The organism is Stenotrophomonas sp. GD04054 (assembly GCF_029836955.1).
Lineage (GTDB): Bacteria > Pseudomonadota > Gammaproteobacteria > Xanthomonadales > Xanthomonadaceae > Stenotrophomonas > Stenotrophomonas maltophilia_A.
Genome location: NZ_JAOECR010000039.1, coordinates 1 through 17,918, shown reverse-complemented (window position 1 = coordinate 17,918; position 17,918 = coordinate 1). Strand labels below are relative to the sequence as shown.

Here is a 17,918-nt window from a genome sequence, read left to right as displayed (position 1 = left end):
ACAGGGAGAGGCGGCCGGCGCGGGCCGCGCGGCAGCAGTACGTAGAACGAGGGGGGACGTGCGGATGCGGCTGCGCATGGCGCAGCAGAGCGTCAGGCCAGCAGCGCGGGCGGTGCGTGGGATGGGGGCTGGCGCCGGCCCGGTGCGAGCACCGGAGGGGTCGGTGTCACCGGCGCCGGAGCGTCTGCAGGTGCATTGTCAGGGTGCTGCAGGCAGAGTCGCCGCAGGGCACGAGGTTTGTCGCCGCGACTGCCATCGGGTTCGGATTCAGCGGGGTGCATCGCCTGTTCGTGCGGCAGCACGTGTGGCGGGGACGCGGGCGACACATCATGAGCATACAGAGTCGGCGCATCGGCGGTCGCCGTGTGCCTGCCTTCATGCAACGCAGACCAGCCCAACACCAGCGTCAGCAGCACGGCCACGAGCAGCGGCCACCCTTGACGGGCAAGCTGGCACAGCGTGGCGGTGGGCGCGGGCGAAGCCATGGCGCGGGCGCGGAGTCGTTACGAAGATGTTACGTAGAATAACATCAACGATAATGATTCGCATCTGCGGGGCGTGACGGGCCGCTGGGGCTGCCCCGGAGCGGCCTGGGGGCGCCCTCATGGCCTTCCAGTAGATCCACCCCATGGGTGGATGCTCTCCCGCGGGGCGCCCTTTGGGGGGTCTCTCCGGGCCGCGCACCGCCTCAGTCCCGGTCGTCGCGGGTCCAGACAGCGTCGTGCTCGCGCTTCACCGGAAACTTGGGCACAGGGCTGTAGGCCGGGGCACACAGGGCGCGGCCGTCACGCACGTCGAAGCGCGCGCCGTGCAGCACGCACTCCACGCTGCCCTCGGTGGTGTTGAACTCGCCCGAGGACAGCTCGAACTCTTCATGTGTGCACTGGTCTTCCAGCGCGTACAACTCACCGTCGAGGTTGAACACCACGATCGGCGTGCCGGTCACTTCGTCGAACACGCTCTTCATTTCACCCGGCAGCAGCTCGGTGCCGGCACAGACGAAGGTCCAGGTATCGCTCACGCGGCGGCTCCGGCCAGCGGCTTTTCCAGGATCTCGAAGCGCAGGTCGTCGCGCTTGGGAATGCCGAAACGCTCGTCGCCGTACGGGAACGGCTTCTTGATGCCGGTGCGCAGATAGCCGCGGCGCTCGTAGAAGGCGATCAGCTCGTCGCGCACGTCGATCACCGTCATCTGCATCACCGGCACCTTCCATTCGCGTGCGGCGTGCGCTTCGGCGGCGTCCATCAGCTGCTTGCCGACGCCGCCACCCTGCTGGGCCGGGTCGACCGAGAACATGCCGAAGTAGCCCTTGCCGTCGACATCGGCGACGTGGGCGCAGGCCACCAGCTGGCCGTCGCGTTCGGCCAGCAGGATGGTGGAGCGCGGGCGGTCCAGGTCGGCCTGGATGCCCTCGGCATCGATGCGGGCGCCGTCCAGCAGGTCGGCTTCGGTGGTCCAGCCAACGCGGCTGGCGTCACCACGGTAGGCCGAGGTGACCAGGGCGATCAGGGCGGGGATGTCGGCCGGCGTGGCGGCGCGGAAGGTCAGGGTGCTCATGGGCACATTCTAGGTGGAGCGGGGAAGGGCGCGGGAGGCTACCGCTTGGGCCAACTTTGCCGAGTGTGGCCAATACGCAGGGTTGACGCTGTATTCATTATTCGTTCATATCCATGGTCAGCACCCGCCCACCGTGAAGCAACGCGTGGCTGTCTGCCGGAGTGGGTGCCGCCTGGTCGAAGGCCAACTGCCGTTCGGCGCGGGTGGGGCACACAGGGAAGTCGATCCAGGGAGGATCTTCATGCAGTCTCGCCTCATTTCTCATCCGCGCGCCGCAACGGCTGCCAAGGGTCTGTTTCTCGGTTTCATTGCCCTGTGTGTGCTGGCACCGGTCGGCGTTTCAGCCCAGATCGTTCCCACCTGGCGCCAGGAGTACGACAAGCGACTGAAGTACGGGGACCTTGTCGAACCGCTGAAGGGCGAGATCTTCGGCGAGCAGGTCAACCTCTATGACGGCTCGATCAGCTTCAAGGCCACGGATATTTCGATTCCAGGCAATGGCGGGCTCGCGGTTTCACTCAGCCGCAGCTACGGGGATGTCAGCGGCGGTGCAAATGACAAGGAATATGGAAACTGGGATCTCGACATTCCGTCGCTTTCAGGCACATACGGAGACCAGCCCGAAACCGCGATCGGCGGGCATTGGATGCCAAGCGCCCGTTGCTCGACAGTTACCGCACCCCCGTCGCTGGATGTCTGGAATTACAAGCATACCCAGACCATCAATTTTTCTCCCCACACCTATTGGGATGGGGTGAGGCTTTCATTGCCGGGCGGAGGCGGTGAAACCGTCCTGGCGGGCAGCGGGGACGCACGCCAGCCAACGCCCCAGATTGGCACGCCAACGCCTTGGAACACAAAAGGGGGATGGTTCTTCTCATGCCTCAGTGCGCTCAAGAGCGGCCAGCCGGGCGAAGGTTTCCTGGGCCACGCGCCAGACGGAACCAAGTACTACTTCGACTGGATGGTGGCGCGCGAGAACGAGTCTGCCGTTCTCCAGCCCTACGACACCATCACCCATGCCACGCTGAAACGGAAAAAGGTCTTCCTCTATCCATCCCAGGTTGTCGATCGTTTCGGCAACTGGGTCCGCTACGAATGGAGTGGCGGGCGGCTGGATCGAATCGTTGCCAACGATGGGCGCAGCATCAGCCTTGCCTATGACTCCCTGGGCCGCATCGCAACCGCAACAGCAGCGGGCCGCACCTGGACCTATGGCTACACTCCGGCCGGTGTGTTGCAGTCGGTGACGCTGCCGGATGGCACCGCCTGGCGTTACGACCTGCCTCCGGTCCACGTGACGAAGAAGTACCCCGAATACACCGGGCAGGACCCTTCAGCCTACATGGACTTCGCTGGGCTGTGCGCGAAGACGAACAAGATTGTGCAGACCGAGGTCACGGCTACTGTCACACATCCCTCTGGCGCACTCGGTACTTTTGTGTTTCGACCGTTCCGACACGGGCGCAAGAATGTTCCGTTCAACTGCCAGACCTCCGGCGACGATCAGTTGCTGGCCGACGGATGGAATCTCACGCCCCTCTATCGGGACGCGATGTCTTTGGTGGCAAAGCGGATAAGCGGCCCGGGGATGCCCACCACGCAGTGGAGCTATCAGTACACCAATTTGGGGTGGCAGTACGACAGGAGAGTCGACCAGGCCGGGTGGCCGATGATTCCGGTGGGGCAGGCAGAGCCCAAGATAACGATTGAAACCCTACCCGATGGGGTTATTCGGACCTACGAATTCGGTAAGGAAGTCGGCTACAACGACGGTCTATTGCTGTCCACGACTACCAGCTCTGGTGGCGCGGTGGTTCGCATCGAGCGCAGCAACTACTACCCGGACGCGCAACTTGCCAGTGCGCCGTTCCCGCGCGAGGCGGGCCGGAATCTCAAGTACGGGGCCAGGGAACTGGGAGAGCATCTGAATCGCCCAGTGCAGAGCACGGTTGTGAATCAGGATGGCGTGCAGTTCACCCGCACCGTGCAGGCCTTTGATGCATTTGCGCGCGAAGTCACCGTCGTTGAAGCGAATTCCGCAGGCCAGAGTCGCACCAGCAGCACCAGCTACTACGACAATCCCGCGCTATGGGTGAACGGCCAGACAGCCCGCAGTGTGCTCAATGGCATCGAACAGTCCCGCACCGAATTCGATACGGCCAAAGCACTGCCACTGCGCGCCTACGCATTTGGCCGCCTGGCGCAGCAGGTGACCTATGCAGCCGATGGCACGGTTGCCTCGGTGGCCGATGGCCGTGGAAATACCAGCCATCTGTCGGGATGGAAGCGTGGTGTTCCGCAGCAGCTCCGCATGCCGGCCACGCCCGAAGCGCCCAATGGTGCGGTGCGCACGGTTGCCGTGGACGACAACGGTTGGATCACCTCGCTGACCGACGAAACCGGCGCAACCACCAGCTTCAGCTACGACAGCATGGGCAGGCTGCGCAGCCAGCAGTTCCCCGGCGGCGACAGCGTGAACTGGAATGGCGTAACCATGGACCTGCAGCGACTGGGTGGCGCGCAGTTGGGGGTGCCCGCCGGTGCGTGGAAGCACTCCCGCACGCAGGGCGGACGGCGCACGGATACCTACCTGGATGCGATGTTCCGCCCGGTGCTGGTGACCGAAAACGCCAACAATGTGCTGGACAGTGCCGTGGTGACCCGCTACGACACCAGCGGCAAGACCGTGTTTGCCTCGTATCCCACGCGGCAGCTCTCCGATATCAATGCCACCCTGACTGGCACCACGACGCAGTACGACGCGTTGGGCCGCCCCACCGTGGTCAGTCAATCGTCCGAGTTGGGGGCACTGGTTACCCGCACCGAGTACGTGGGCAACCTGTCGGTGAAGGTGACCACCCCCCGCGGCCAGGCCACGACCACTCGTCACCTTGCCTACGACCAGCCCAGCTACGAGATGCCGCTGACGCTGCAGCACCCGGAAGGCGTGGTGACCGAGATCCAGCGCGACACGCTGGGCAAGCCGCTGGCGATCACCCGCCGCAATGCAGACGGCAGCCAGTCGCTGACCCGCCGCTACGTCTATGACGGCTACCAGCAGCTGTGCAAGACCATCGAGCCGGAAACCGGTGCGACCGTGCAGGACTACGACGCGGCAGGCAACGTGCTGTGGTCGGCGGCCGGCACGGGTTTGACCAGCACCACCGACTGCAACCGAAGTGAAGCCCTGGCCAGCGGACGTGCGGTGAAGCGTAGTTACGACGCCGCCAACCGCTTGTCGTCCCTGATCTTCCCGGATGGGCGCGGAAATCAGAACTGGTCCTACGCGCCTGATGGTCTGCCGGCCGAGATCAGCACGCAGAACGATCCGGCCCGGCCGATGGTCGTCAACCGCTACCAGTACAACCGCCGCCGCCTGCTCAGCGGCGAAACCCTGCAGCATCCGGATCTGGGAAGCCTGAGCCTGGTATATGGCTACGATGCCAACGGCACGCTGGCCAGCAATACCTATCCGGGTGGGCGTGTCGTCAGCTATGCGCCGGACGCACTGGGTCGGGCGACGACGGTCGGCGGCTATGCGAAGGAGGCCAGTTACTTTGCCAACGGCGCGTTGGCCCGCTTCGTATATGGCAACGGAATCGTGCACACGTTGACCCAGAATGCCCGCGGGCTGCCCGACCGCAGCCGCGATGCCACTGCAGCGGCCGCAGTGCTGGATGACAGCTATGACTACGATGCTGGTGGCAACGTGATGGCCATTTCCGATGGTCTGCCCGGGGCGCCCGGCAACCGGGACATGACCTATGACGGCCTGGACCGGTTGCGGACGGTCACTGCGCCGGGCTTCGGCAACGCCTTGTATGAGTATGACGCGTTGGACAACCTGCGCCGTGCCAAGGTCGGCAGCCGCGATCGTACGCACTACTTCGATCCGACCAATCGACTGGTCAACGTGATTGAAACCGGAACCGGCGCAACCGTGACCGGTCTTGGCTATGACGTGCAGGGCAATCTTTCGGTACGTAATGGTCAGGCTTTCGCGTTTGACTACGGCAACCGGCTGCGCACGGCCGGAACAGCAGAGAGCTACGAGTACGACGCCCACGGTCGTCGGGTGAAGGCCAGCGCCAGTGGCAAGGGGGCAATCTACTCGTTCTACGACAACGGCGGCGTGCTGCGATTCCAGCGCAACGAACGTACCGGCAAGCAGACCGACTATCTCTACCTGTCAGGCAGTTTGGTTTCCCAGGTGCATGGCGAAGCGGCACCCAGCGTTCCCGCGCTGAGTGCGCCGGGCTACATCACCCAGGGCAGCGTGAACCTGACCTGGAGCCCGGCCGGCGGTGCCAACCGCTATGAGTTGCAGCGTGCCCTTGCGGGCACCTGGAGCACGGTCTTCGATGGCGCGGCGCAATCGTTCACCAGCACAGGCCTGGTCACGGGGACCTATCAGTTCCGCGTGCGCGGCTGTCGTGCGGTGTGTGGCGGATGGAGCAATGTCGCGTCAGTGGCCGTGGCACTGGCGCCATCCACCGTGCCGACCTTGAACGTGCCTGCCACGGCCTTCAATGGCAGTTACAGCGTGGCTTGGACCGTGGCTTCCGGTGCCGAGCGCTATGAGCTGGAGGAAAGCGCCAATGGTGGCGCCTGGGTCCAGGTGCATAACGCCATCGGTCAGTCCAAGGCCTTCAGTGGCAAGGCAGCGGGAAGCTACAACTACCGGGTTCGCGCATGTAACCCGGTGGGGTGCACGGGATACAGCGCCACGGCTGCGGTGACGGTCGTATATCCGCCTGCCACTGCGCCCGGACTCTCTGCGCCGGCACGCGCTGCGCCGGGCAGTATTGGTATTGGCTGGAACGGGGTGGCTGGTGCCACGCGTTACACCCTGCAGGAGAGCAGCAATGGTGGCGGATGGGTCACGCTGTTCGACGGCAACGCGGGTTCCTATGCCACCGCTGTGCGTGGTGTGGGCAGCTATGGTTATCGGGTTGCCGCCTGCAATGGCGCAGGCTGCGGGCCGTGGTCGGCCACGTCGACGGTAGCGGTGATCGGGCCGCCGACGATCGAGCCGGTGATCAGCGCGCCGGGCCTGGTGAACGTGCCGCAGTACAGCCTGAGCTGGTCGGTGCCGGCCAACAGCGAGAGCTTCGTGCTGGAGGAGAGTGCCAACGGTGGTGGCTGGACGGTGGTGCATAACGGCGGCGGGAACAGCTTTGGTGCCAGTCGTGGCAAAGGCAGCTACGCCTATCGCGTGAGGGCGTGCAATTTCGCGGGGTGCAGTCCGTACTCGGGCATTGCGACGGTTGTGGTCGCACTTCCGCCAGGGACACCCTACTTCAATGTGGCCAATTGGCTCAGTACGCGCAAGGCGCCCTATCAGATCCAGTGTGAGGTGGGCTGGAGCCAAGTGCCCGATGCTACCGAGTATCAACTTGAGAGTGGCGGCGGTGGCAAACGTCTGTATACCGGCCCCAATACCTATGTGAGCGCCAACGGCAATGCCTACTGCGCTGGAGAATATCGCGTACGTGCCTGCAATGCAGGTGGTTGCTCACCGTGGTCGGCCGAACGGCCGGTCACCCGCGGCGTACTGAGCTGGGACTAAGCCATGAACGGACTCTCTTCGCTGTTGATTCGGGCGGTACTCGCGGTGGTGGTGCTGGCAGCCTGTGTGGCGCCGGCGGTTGCCCAGGAAGTGGTCGAGTACATCCACACTGATGCACTGGGTTCACCGGTGGCGATCACCGATGCCAGCGGGAACGTCATCGAGCGTACGGTGTATGAGCCGTATGGGGCGGTGGTCAACCGGCCGTTAAAGGATGGGCCGGGATATACGGGGCATGTGACGGACTCGGGGACCGGGTTGAGTTACATGCAGCAGCGGTACATGGATCCGGCGTTGGGGGCTTTCCTGAGTGTTGATCCAGTGACCATCTATAGCAAAGGGGACATGCGGCACTTCACTCCCTACGCGTATGCCTACAATAATCCGTACAAATTTAGTGATCCGGACGGGCGATGCGGAGCGTGTGATCGACACAGTGATCAATTCGCACGTGATGCCGCTGCCGGTAAAACGGATGTTTATAGTCCAATGGTAGAGCCGGCCTCAGCAATAGCTGTGGCAGCCCTACCGGCTGCGCCAGTTGTTAGGTCGGTTATTGCTATCGCAAGGTCATTAACTGCGCAAAACAGAAATCAAAGTTCGGAAGGAGCGGGAGCATCGCCAAAGGGGGATCCGCATGCTCCCGGAGATGTGCCCAATGCCAATGTGATTGTGCGAGGTGGGGCTGGCGAGATGCCTGCGCAAGGAAGCGCCTTCTCTGCTTCTCAAGGACGCTCCGTTCAAGAAGCAGGGGCTGGAGTTCCGCACGGGACCATTCGAACCTCCACCGCAGGGGAGATTCGATCGGGTGGAGGAAAGGTGGACGTCGCGCCTGAGCCTACTCGCGCTGGAAATGTTAACTTCCAACACGTGAATGTTGCGGAGGGCCGTGGCGCGCCAAGTAGTTTCAGTCCCCCTCAGTCAAATCCTGTTCCAAAGATAGATCGCATAAAATGAATATTCCACAAGGTAAGTTCACTGTGTGTGAGTATCGGGACTTTTATGACATCCCGCGACTAATGGTGGCAATGGATGAGTTCGGTCGAGTATGGGTACTCGACTGCGAGTTCAATGAGAGCCTTGATGATTACGAAGATTACTATCACGTCTACCTACTAGGCCAAGGTGCGTTCCCCGAAGAGGCTATCTCAAATCACTTGAATGGGGAGCGCGTTGCTGAAGCAGTACTGATCCCAACTTCATCTGTTCAATTCGACGTAACCAGAAGAAGTTCATTCGTACTGGGGGGGCGAGAATAGAGTCGCTCCACCGACGATCGAGCCGGTGATCAGCGCTCCGGGCCTGGTGAACGTGTCGCAGTACAGCCTGAGGTGGTTGGTGCCGGCCAACAGCGAGAGCTTTGTGCTGGAGGAGAGTGTCAACGGTGGTGGCTGGACGGTGGTGCATAACGGCGGTGGGAACAGCTTGGGTGCCAGCCGTGGTAATGGCAGCTATGCCTACCGGGCGAGGGCATGCAATTTCGCGGGGTGCAGCCCTTACTCGGGTATCGCCAGTGTCTCCGTCGTGCTTCCTCCCGCAGCCACTCAGATCTACGTAGCGGAGTGGCTCAGCACGCGCAAGGCGCCCTATCAGGTGCAGTGTAGCGTCGGCTGGCGCGCGGTTCCGGGGGCAACGGAATATCAGCTTGAGCCTTCCGGAGCTGGACGGCGCCTGTACACCGGCCCCAGTACCTACGTGCAGTCGAACGGCGGGACGTACTGCGCCAGTCTCTACATTGTCAGGGCCTGCAACGCCGGCGGCTGTTCGGCATGGTCCGCAGACTTCCCCGTCACCCGCGGCGTATTGAATTGGGACTAGGCCATGAATGGACTCTGTTCGCTGTTGATTCGGGCGGTACTCGCGGTGGTGGTGCTGGCAGCCTGTGTCGCGCCTGCAGTTGCCCAGGAAGTGGTCGAGTACATCCACACTGATGCACTGGGTTCACCGGTGACGATCACCGATGCCAGCGGAAACGTCATCGAGCGTACGGTGTATGAACCGTATGGGGCGGTGGTGAATCGGCCGTTGAAGGATGGGCCGGGGTATACGGGGCATGTGACGGACTCCGGGACCGGGCTGAGTTACATGCAGCAGCGGTACATGGATCCGGCGTTAGGGGCTTTCCTGAGTGTTGATCCGGTAACGGCTGAAGGGGGCGATATGCGCCATCTAAACCGCTACGCCTATGCTTACAACAGCCCGTACAAGTTCAAAGATCCGGATGGGCGCTGCCCCCAGTGCTTGTGGGGCGCGCCAATAGGCGCAGTTGTGAACATCGGTGTTCAGATGGCTATGGCTGAAGGGTCGATGGGCGAAAGATTCTCCCAAGTAAAATGGGGGTAAGTTGCTGTCGCAACAGCGGCTGGCGCGCTAAGTGGTGGAGTAAGTGCCGTTGCAGGCACTGCTGCCACTGCCGGTGGAACCATTGCTGCAAACGTGGTTGGAAATGCAGCCGTCGGCGCAGTTTCAGTCCAAGCAAATGCACAACTTGAAGGCAAGACCGCTTCTGTATCCGAGGTTGCGAAGGGCGCAGCCTTGAGCGGAGGAACGGCTGGCTTAGGGGCAGCTGTTTCTGCTGCGCCTGGCGTAGCCGCTAGAAGTGCGAGTGCTGGGATGACACAGACTGAGCGAGCTGCGACAGGAAATCTGATGCAGGGTATAAAGGAAGCCACTCCTGGGTTTAAATACTCCAATCCCACCCAGACAGCGGCCAATGCCGTCGGTACGGCGGTCAGTTCATCAGGCGATCTGGAACCACTTGTGAACGATAAGTTGAAGTAGGATATGAAGGCCAAATTGATCCTGAAGGGCGTCGCCCTGTATTACGCGAAAGCTGCTGTTTTCACGATCGCAAGCTATGGATTGTTGCGTCTCGTGTACGGGCATACAGGGATTTCATTCATTGAATGGGCGCTCATACTTCTGGCGGCGTTCACGGTGGGTTACATACCTCTTTTCGTTGGCTTGCTACGCGGGAAGAGTTCGTAGCAGTCTTGTGCAGACACGATACGTCCGCCGAATGGGGCCTCTTCTTTAGCGTAGCTATCTGGCAGGCTGCTGAAGCGCCAGCTGCAACGGGAGACGGCGCCATCGGCATTTTTTCGCCGCAATGCTTATGTGCAGTCGAGTGGCGGGACCTATTGCGCGCATGAGTATCGCGCGCGTGCCTGCAATGCAGGAGATTGCTTGCCGTGGTCGAGCAACCATCCTGTCGCCCAGAGTATGCCGAGCTGGGACTAAGCCATGAATGGGCTCTCTTTGTTGTTGATTCGAGTGGTGCTTGCGATAGTGGTGCTGGTGGCCTGTATGGCGCCTGGGTTGCGGTATGAACGGGTCGGGATTGCGCCTTGCGGGGTAGGGTTGCCCAACTGGTGTGTCATTGCGAACTGATCGATCACGCCGATAGGCTTTGGGGGAATTTCCCCTTGGTTGAAGAATATGAGGTTTCGCATTGGGCGCTATCGATGAAAAGGATCTCGTTTTAGCCTGTCTGCGGAGACTGTTGGAATCCGAGCCTGCTTCCGTGGAACAGGCGTCTGGCTGGTACCAGAGGGCGGAATTTATCAAGGACGTGCTTCGGTCAATTTCGTATGAAATCGGGGTTCCTCACGTGATATGGCACTATCTTGATGACGCCGATATCCGTATTTGCGATCCCCGCTATGCCGAAGCACAGGTGTTGGCCGTTAGGCAGAGTATTGATGAGTGGGCTTGAGTGCAGTCAGAGAAGCCATGAACAATAAATGTTGCTTGCCAGACTTCATTGCGGCATCCCTCTCGGATGCTACCCCTCCGGATCTCCCTCTTCTCCGGGAAGACTGGGCGGGGATGGCGTTTGATCGCAACCTGTATGAGGATTTTGCTCCGAATGATGTTTGGGTGGCGTGGCTGAAAGTACTTTCGGAGCACTTTGCAGATATCGCGATGTGCGCGGTTCGATGTTCAGAGTGCTCCGACGGGGAGGCGTGGAAATTGAGCGAGGTCTGGATGGCCTGCGCTCCTACTGGCTGGCAGATGGGAACTTCATGCGTGATCATTTTTTGTTCTCGCGTAATAGTCGCTGGGTTGTAAAGCTGGATCAGGACGTGACGTTGTTTGCGGGAGATGTCACTTTCCTTGCGGATGTTGTCGCGCGACTTGGTGGTGTAGAGCATGTCGAGAAGATGATGCGACGGGACCTGATTGGTACAGTTGAGGACGTTGTTGGCCTCGGTGGGTACGTCAAGGGGCTTCTTGCGCCCTTGAACGCATCGACTCCATAGCTGATTGTTGCGTAGAAGATTGGGTGTGCAGGTGCTATGTGATGGAGTAGCCTCAAAAGGAGGAGCTGAGTGCCAGGGTTTGTTGAAAGCTTCCCCATTTTGGCTTCCATTATTCTAGGTGCCATGTGGATAAACGCATTTGCGGCTCACAGGATGTTGCTTAAAATCGAGCGTGAACGGCCGGAAGTACTCGCTGCAGTCGGAATCATCAAGGTTGATTGGTGGCTTAGGTGCTTGCGCGGTATTGCAGTGCTTGCCCTTACTTCCAAAGGGCAGACGCTCCATCAGGGGGAACGATGGGTGTTGAGGGGCGTCGTGATGATGTACGTCTTCTTGATTGCCTCCGGGGTATCCATGCTTGTTGGCATGTAGGGGACGGTGCCTCAAGGTCGTTGATGGTGGATGGATCGGCGTTACGGTGAGATTGCCCGTTCCTGGCATCACTCGGTGTTTCCCGGTCACGCCTCTGCTTGCTTGCGTCCAGCGCGCAATAAAAAAACGCCGCAGTTTCCTGCGGCGTTCTCATACTTCCCCGATTCTGGCGAATGCTCAGCCCAGCAGCTTGCGCACCTTGGTCAGCGCGGTCATGAAACGCTCGATCTCGGCGTGCGTGTTGTAGAACGCCAGCGAGGCACGGCAGGTCGCGGCAACGCCAAAGTACTGCAGCAGCGGATGCGCGCAGTGCTGGCCCGAGCGCACGGCCACGCCTTCCAGATCCAGAAGGGTGGCCAGATCGTGGGCATGCGCGCCATCGATCAGGAACGAGACCACCGCGGCCTTCTCCGGCGCTTCGCCGATGATGCGCAGGCCGTCAACGCGGCGCAGCTCTTCGGTGAAGTGCGCCAGCAGTTCGGCTTCGCGTGCTTCCACGTTCTCCTGGCCAAGCTGCTGCAAGTAGTCGGCAGCCACGCCCAGGCCGATGAAACCGGCGATGTTCGGGGTGCCGGCTTCGAACTTGTGCGGGGCATCGTTGAACACGGTGCCGTCGAAGCTGACTTCCTTGATCATCTCGCCGCCGCCGAGGAACGGCGGCATCGCGTCCAGGTGCTCGCGGCGCGCCCACAGTGCGCCGGTGCCGGTCGGGCCGCACATCTTGTGGCCGGTAATGGCGTAGAAATCGCAGCCGATCGCGGCGACATCGACCTTGCGGTGCGGTACCGCCTGCGAGCCATCGACCACGGTGATGATGCCGCGCTTGCGCGCTTCGCGGCAGATCTCGCGCACCGGGTTGACCGTGCCCAGCACGTTCGAGACGTGGGTGACCGCCAGCAGCTTGACCTCCGGGGTCATCGCCGCGCGCAGCGCATCCAGGTCCAGCGCGCCATCGGGGGTGATCTCGGCCACGCGGATGGTGGCGCCGGTACGCTGCGCGACCAGCTGCCACGGCACGATGTTGGCGTGGTGCTCCATGCGCGTGATCAGGATCACGTCACCGGCCTTCAGCCGCGGCAGCGCCCACGAATAGGCCACCAGGTTGATGGCGAAGGTGGTGCCACTGCACAGCACCAGGTCGCTGGGGCGCACGTTGAGGAAGCGTGCCAGCTTGTTGCGTGCGCCTTCGTAGGCATCGGTGGCTTCGCTGCCCAGTGCATGCACCGCGCGGCTGACGTTGGCGTTGTAGCGGCGGTAGAACTCGTCCACCGCGCCGATCACCTGCACCGGCTTCTGGCCGGTGTTGGCGTTGTCGAAATAGACCAGCGGCTTGCCGTGCACTTCACGCATCAACAGCGGGAAGTCGAGACGGACGCGGTCCCAGTCGGGGGCGCCGGTGCGTTCTTCGATCGGTCGCGGCGTGGACAGGTTCATGCCACACCCGCCTCGGCGAGGGCCTTGTCCAGGCGACGTGCCAGCTGCGCACGCAGTGCGTCGGGCAGGATCTTCAGCGGCTCGTGGCAGAACGCGGCGCTCAGCAGTGCCTGCGCCTGTGCCTGCGGCAGGCCGCGCGAGCGCAGGTAGAACAGCGCATTGGCATCGAGCTGGCCGACGGTCGCGCCGTGCGCGGCCTTCACTTCATCGGCGTCGATCACCAGTGTCGGCTGGGTGTCGATCTCGGCATCGGCCGACAGCAGCAGGTTCTTGTTGGACAGGTTCGCGTCGGTGCCATCGGCGCCTTCGCGGATCTGGATGCCACCATGGAACACCACGCGGCTGCGGTTGGCGGCGACGCCGCGCCACAGCAGTTCGCAGGCGGTATCGCGTGCGATGTGGTCGATGCCCAGGCGGGTTTCGACGTGGCGGCGGCCATTGCCAAGCAGCACGCCGTTGGCGGTCAGCTGGGCATTGTCGCCTTCCAGGCGCACGTTCAGTTCATGGCGGCTGAGCGCGGCGCCCAGTTCCAGGTCGACGCGGTGGTACTGCGCGTCGCGGGCCAGCACCGCGTCGGTGCGCAGGAAGCTGGTCTGGCGCGCGCTGCCGGCCTGCACGCGGGCGTGCTTGAGCACGGCATCACGGGCGACGTGGGCATGCAGCACGGTGTTGTCCAGGTGGGCGGAGTCACCCACGCTGAAGCGGTGCTCGACCACGCCCAGGCTGGCGCCGGCACGCAGTTCGATCAGGTGACGGTGGTGCCAGGCCAGGTCGGTGTCGCCGGCGACGCTGGCGAATACCAGCTGCAGCGGCGTTTCGACCTGCACGCCTTCATCCACGCGCAACACCACACCTTCATCGGCCAGCGCGGCATTCAGGCGGGCGAAGATCTCTTCGCTGCGTTCGTAGCGGCGGCCAAGGAAACGCACGGCGTCTTCGCCGGAGGCCAGTGCGGCCGACAGCGGCTGCAGCTGCACGCCGGCCGGCAGCGCCTGCACGTCGCTCAGCGCGGCATCCAGGCGACCGTTGACGAACACCAGGCGCGGCGCCGGAATGTCGTCCAGCAGCGCGGCGTCCAGCGCAGGGCCCTGCAGCGGCGCCGCAGCGAACGCACGGCGTTCCAGCTGGCGCAGCGAGGTGTACTTCCAGGCTTCGTTGCGGGCGGCCGGCAGGCCGTCACGCAGGGCCGCGTCCAGCACTTCGCGGCGCGCGTCGCTGCCGCAGAAGGCCTGGGCCATGGAGTCGAGCAGGGCGCTCATCAGACCGCCGCCTCGCGCACCACGCGATCCTTGATGAAATCGTAGCCGTGCGCTTCCAGTTCCAGCGCCAGTTCCGGGCCACCGGTCTTGACGATGCGGCCATCGGCCAGCACGTGCACCACGTCCGGCTTGATGTAGTCCAGCAGGCGCTGGTAGTGGGTGATGACCAGGAACGAACGGTCAGCGGCACGCAGCGCGTTGACGCCGTCGGCCACGCTCTTCAGCGCGTCGATGTCCAGGCCCGAATCGGTTTCGTCCAGGATCGCCAGCTTCGGCTCGAGCACGGCTAGCTGGAAGATCTCGTTGCGCTTCTTTTCGCCACCGGAGAAGCCTTCGTTGACGCCACGGTGCAGCAGCTCGTCCTTCAGGTGCAGCACGGCCAGCTTTTGGCGCACCAGCTTGAGGAACTGCATGGAGTCCAGTTCGTCCTCGCCACGCGCCTTGCGCTGTGCATTCAGCGCGGCGCGCAGGAAGTAGGTGTTGTTCACGCCCGGGATCTCCACCGGGTACTGGAACGCCAGGAACAGGCCGGCAGCGGCGCGCGCTTCCGGGTCCTGCTCCAGCAGGCCGACGCCGTCGAACTGCACGCTGCCTTCGGTCACTTCATAGCCGTCGCGGCCGGCCAGGACATTGCCCAGGGTGGACTTGCCGGCGCCGTTGGGGCCCATGATGGCGTGCACCTGGCCGGGCTGGACGTCCAGCGACAGGCCCTTGAGGATTTCCTTGTCGCCGATGCGGGCGTGGAGGTTTTCGATCTTCAGCATGGTGGGGGTTTCCGTGGGGCGGGCCGCGGCCCGCCGGTAAAGAGAATGCGTTTGCGAGGGGCAGGGGCGGGTGGTCAGCCCACCGAACCTTCCAGCGAGACTTCCAGCAGCTTCTTGGCTTCCACCGCGAACTCCATCGGCAGTTCGCGGAACACCTGCTTGCAGAAGCCGTCGACGATCATCGACACCGCGTCTTCCTGGCTGATGCCACGGGCGCGGCAGTAGAACAGCTGGTCGTCGGAAATCTTCGAGGTGGTGGCCTCGTGCTCGACGGTGGCGCCCGGGTTCTTCACCTCGATGTAGGGGAAGGTGTGCGCGCCGCACTGCTTGCCGATCAGCAGCGAATCGCACTGGGTGTAGTTGCGCGCGCCATCGGCATTGCGGTCCACACGCACCAGGCCGCGGTAGGTGTTCTGGCCGCGGCCGGCACTGATGCCCTTGCTGACGATCTTGCTCTTGGTGCGCTTGCCGACGTGGATCATCTTGGTGCCGGTGTCGGCCTGCTGGCGGTGATGGGTCAGCGCCACGGAGTGGAACTCACCCACCGAGTCGTCGCCCAGCAGCACGCAGGACGGGTACTTCCAGGTGATCGCCGAGCCGGTCTCGACCTGGGTCCAGGTGACCTTGCTGCGCGCACCACGGCATTCGGCACGCTTGGTGACGAAGTTGTAGATGCCGCCGACGCCGTTTTCGTCGCCCGGGTACCAGTTCTGCACGGTGGAGTACTTGATCTCCGCGTCTTCCAGCGCGACCAGCTCGACCACTGCGGCGTGCAGCTGGTTCTCGTCGCGCATCGGCGCGGTGCAGCCTTCCAGGTAGGACACGTAGGCCTTGTCCTCGCACACGATCAGGGTGCGCTCGAACTGGCCGGTGTGGCCGGCATTGATGCGGAAGTAGGTGCTCAGTTCCATCGGGCAGCGAACGCCTTTGGGAATGAACACGAAGCTGCCATCGGAGAACACCGCCGAATTGAGCGCGGCGAAGTAGTTGTCGCCCACCGGCACCACGGTGCCCAGGTACTGGCGGACCAGTTCCGGGTGTTCCTTGATGGCCTCGGACATCGAGCAGAAAATGATGCCCTTCTCGGCCAGTTCCTTGCGGAACGTGGTGCCGACGGACACCGAGTCGAACACCGCGTCCACCGCCACGCCGGCCAGCTTGGCACGCTCGTGCAGCGGCACGCCCAGCTTGTCGTAGGTGTCCAGCAGCTCCTTGGGCACGTCATCCAGCGAGGCGTACTTCGGGCCCTTCGGCGCGGAGTAGTAGCTGAGCGCCTGCAGGTCGATCGGCGCGATCTCCAGCTTGGCCCAGTCGGGCATCGGCATGGTCAGGAAGTGGCGGTAGGCGTCCAGGCGCCACTGCGTCATCCACTCCGGCTCTTCCTTCTTGGCCGACAGGGCACGGATGGTGTCCTCGTCCAGGCCCGGCGGCAGGGAGTCCGATTCGATCTCGGTGATGAAGCCGGCCGAATACTTGCGGCCGAGCTGCTCGTGGATCTCGCGGTTGGGGGTGTCGTCGTGGGCGACGTTTTCGATGGTTTCGGTGGCCATGGGGGGCTGCCTACGGATCAGGAGACGACGTCGACAGCGATGGTGCGGCGCTGTTCGTCATCGGCAAGGGGGAGAGGGGGCAGGATCTGCGCAAGGGTGACATCGCGCAGGGCCTCGGAAACCACGTCGTTGATCAGCCGCCAGCTGCTGCGCGCGCCGCACTTGGGCGCCATGCCGCACTGGTGGTGGTCGTGGCTGCATTCGGTCAGGGCCAGTGGCCCTTCCATCGCTTCGACCACTTCGAACAGCGAGATCTCGATGGCCGGGCGGGTCAGGCGGTAGCCGCCACGCACGCCGCGCAGGCCTTCAACCAGGCCGGCCTGGGCCAGCGGCTTGAGCACCTTGCTGACGGTGGGCGGCTCCAGACCGGTGAATTCGGCCAGCTCGGTGGCACTGAGCACCTCGCCCGGACGGGCGGCGAGCACGGTCAGCACGACGGTGGCGTAATCGGTGAGTTTGGTGACGCGCAACATGGGGATGCGAGTGGTTCTTAAAGCGGACTGAAATTGTACGCTTTTATTCGCCGCCATCCAACCCGGGCATTCAGCCGGCGCTGGGGCCGGGCCGGGAGGACACACCGGGGCCGTTGCCAGGGCGCAATGCTGCGCCAACGGGGTGATTTTCGCAATCACCCGGAATGGGCGAGAATCCCTGTTCCATTCGCTGCAAACAGCCCGTGCCGATGCCGAAGAAGATCCAAGCCCGCAAGTCCGCCATCCATGGCAACGGCGTGTTCGCCGTGGCCCCGATCAAGCAGGGCGAGCGCGTGATCCAGTACAAGGGCCTGCTGCGCAGCCACGGCGACGTTGATGCCGATGACAGCGGCGACGTCGAAAGTGGCCATACCTTCCTGTTCACCCTCAACGACGACTGGGTGATCGATGCCAACTACAAGGGCAATGACGCGCGCTGGATCAACCACAGCTGCGACCCGAACTGCGAGGCGGTGATCGAGGAAGACGAGGACGGCGACAACCGCGGCGACAAGGTGTTCATCGAGGCGCTGCGCGATATCAAGGCCGGCGAAGAGTTGACCTACAACTACGGCATCACCCTGGCCGAGCGTCACACCGCCAAGCTGAAGAAGATCTGGGAGTGCCGCTGCGGCTCGCCCAAGTGCACCGGCACCATGCTGCAGCCCAAGCGCT

13 protein-coding genes are annotated in these 17,918 nt (G+C 63.0%); 6 read left to right on the top strand and 7 right to left on the bottom strand.

Features of this window, described 5'->3' with window-relative positions; all coding sequences use genetic code 11:
• Positions 1 to 688: 688 nt before the first annotated feature.
• Complete coding sequence (locus N7573_RS16330; protein WP_100437470.1) at positions 689 to 1,021, bottom strand: non-heme iron oxygenase ferredoxin subunit; 333 nt, start codon at positions 1,019 to 1,021, stop codon at positions 689 to 691.
• Entirely contained in the window at positions 1,018 to 1,557 is a 540-nt protein-coding gene (locus N7573_RS16325) for a GNAT family N-acetyltransferase (RefSeq protein ID WP_032129242.1), read from the bottom strand. Before N7573_RS16325 ends, N7573_RS16330 begins: the two co-directional genes overlap by 4 nt.
• Positions 1,558 to 1,690: 133 nt before the next feature.
• On the opposite strand from N7573_RS16325, the gene N7573_RS16320 reads away from it, so the two are divergent.
• The 5 genes from N7573_RS16320 (at position 1,691) to N7573_RS16300 (ending at position 11,391) form a co-directional block, all read left to right on the top strand.
• On the top strand, positions 1,691 to 7,129 hold the full coding sequence (locus N7573_RS16320) for a wall-associated protein (RefSeq protein WP_279943219.1): 5,439 nt from the start codon (positions 1,691 to 1,693) through the stop codon (positions 7,127 to 7,129).
• Between the two features lie 3 nt (positions 7,130 to 7,132).
• A complete protein-coding gene (locus tag N7573_RS16315) occupies positions 7,133 to 8,086 on the top strand; it encodes an RHS repeat-associated core domain-containing protein (RefSeq protein WP_279912747.1) in 954 nt (317 codons plus the stop codon).
• A complete protein-coding gene (locus N7573_RS16310; RefSeq protein WP_279912746.1) occupies positions 8,083 to 8,388 on the top strand; it encodes a hypothetical protein in 306 nt (101 codons plus the stop codon). Before N7573_RS16315 ends, N7573_RS16310 begins: the two co-directional genes overlap by 4 nt.
• Before the next feature lie 562 nt (positions 8,389 to 8,950).
• Positions 8,951 to 9,472 (top strand): RHS repeat-associated core domain-containing protein, encoded by a 522-nt coding sequence (locus N7573_RS16305; RefSeq protein ID WP_279912745.1) that lies wholly within the window; start codon positions 8,951 to 8,953, stop codon positions 9,470 to 9,472.
• Positions 9,473 to 11,013: 1,541 nt separating this feature from the next.
• A complete protein-coding gene (locus N7573_RS16300; RefSeq protein WP_279912744.1) occupies positions 11,014 to 11,391 on the top strand; it encodes a hypothetical protein in 378 nt (125 codons plus the stop codon).
• A 549-nt stretch (positions 11,392 to 11,940) separates the two neighbouring features.
• On the opposite strand, the gene N7573_RS16295 is transcribed toward N7573_RS16300, so the two are convergent.
• From N7573_RS16295 to N7573_RS16275, 5 genes are all read right to left on the bottom strand, one after another.
• Entirely contained in the window at positions 11,941 to 13,197 is a 1,257-nt protein-coding gene (locus tag N7573_RS16295) for a cysteine desulfurase (protein WP_005408431.1), read from the bottom strand.
• Positions 13,194 to 14,456, bottom strand: coding sequence for a Fe-S cluster assembly protein SufD (sufD, locus tag N7573_RS16290; protein ID WP_149908878.1), 1,263 nt, complete (start codon positions 14,454 to 14,456; stop codon positions 13,194 to 13,196). Before sufD ends, N7573_RS16295 begins: the two co-directional genes overlap by 4 nt.
• Positions 14,456 to 15,220, bottom strand: a complete 765-nt coding sequence (gene sufC / locus N7573_RS16285; protein WP_279912743.1) for a Fe-S cluster assembly ATPase SufC — start codon at positions 15,218 to 15,220, stop codon at positions 14,456 to 14,458. The genes sufD and sufC overlap by 1 nt, the downstream gene beginning before the upstream one ends.
• A gap of 74 nt (positions 15,221 to 15,294) precedes the next feature.
• Entirely contained in the window at positions 15,295 to 16,770 is a 1,476-nt protein-coding gene (gene sufB / locus N7573_RS16280; protein ID WP_043396952.1) for a Fe-S cluster assembly protein SufB, read from the bottom strand.
• 17 nt (positions 16,771 to 16,787) lie between these two features.
• A complete protein-coding gene (locus tag N7573_RS16275) occupies positions 16,788 to 17,243 on the bottom strand; it encodes an SUF system Fe-S cluster assembly regulator (RefSeq protein ID WP_005408436.1) in 456 nt (151 codons plus the stop codon).
• Positions 17,244 to 17,452: 209 nt separating this feature from the next.
• Here N7573_RS16275 and N7573_RS16270 point away from each other — a divergent pair.
• The coding region (locus tag N7573_RS16270; RefSeq protein WP_164115458.1) for an SET domain-containing protein-lysine N-methyltransferase at positions 17,453 to 17,918 on the top strand (466 nt) is incomplete at its 3' end.

Bases quoted from the DNA above. Each gene is read 5' to 3' on its own strand.
- N7573_RS16325 (WP_032129242.1), bottom strand. From the start codon at position 1,557: ATGAGCACCCTGACCTTCCGCGCCGCCACGCCGGCCGACATCCCCGCC.
- N7573_RS16315 (WP_279912747.1), top strand. From the start codon at position 7,133: ATGAACGGACTCTCTTCGCTGTTGATTCGGGCGGTACTCGCGGTGGTG.
- N7573_RS16310 (WP_279912746.1), top strand. From the start codon at position 8,083: ATGAATATTCCACAAGGTAAGTTCACTGTGTGTGAGTATCGGGACTTT.
- N7573_RS16305 (WP_279912745.1), top strand. From the start codon at position 8,951: ATGAATGGACTCTGTTCGCTGTTGATTCGGGCGGTACTCGCGGTGGTG.
- N7573_RS16295 (WP_005408431.1), bottom strand. From the start codon at position 13,197: ATGAACCTGTCCACGCCGCGACCGATCGAAGAACGCACCGGCGCCCCC.
- sufD (WP_149908878.1), bottom strand. From the start codon at position 14,456: ATGAGCGCCCTGCTCGACTCCATGGCCCAGGCCTTCTGCGGCAGCGAC.
- sufC (WP_279912743.1), bottom strand. From the start codon at position 15,220: ATGCTGAAGATCGAAAACCTCCACGCCCGCATCGGCGACAAGGAAATC.
- sufB (WP_043396952.1), bottom strand. From the start codon at position 16,770: ATGGCCACCGAAACCATCGAAAACGTCGCCCACGACGACACCCCCAAC.
- N7573_RS16275 (WP_005408436.1), bottom strand. From the start codon at position 17,243: ATGTTGCGCGTCACCAAACTCACCGATTACGCCACCGTCGTGCTGACC.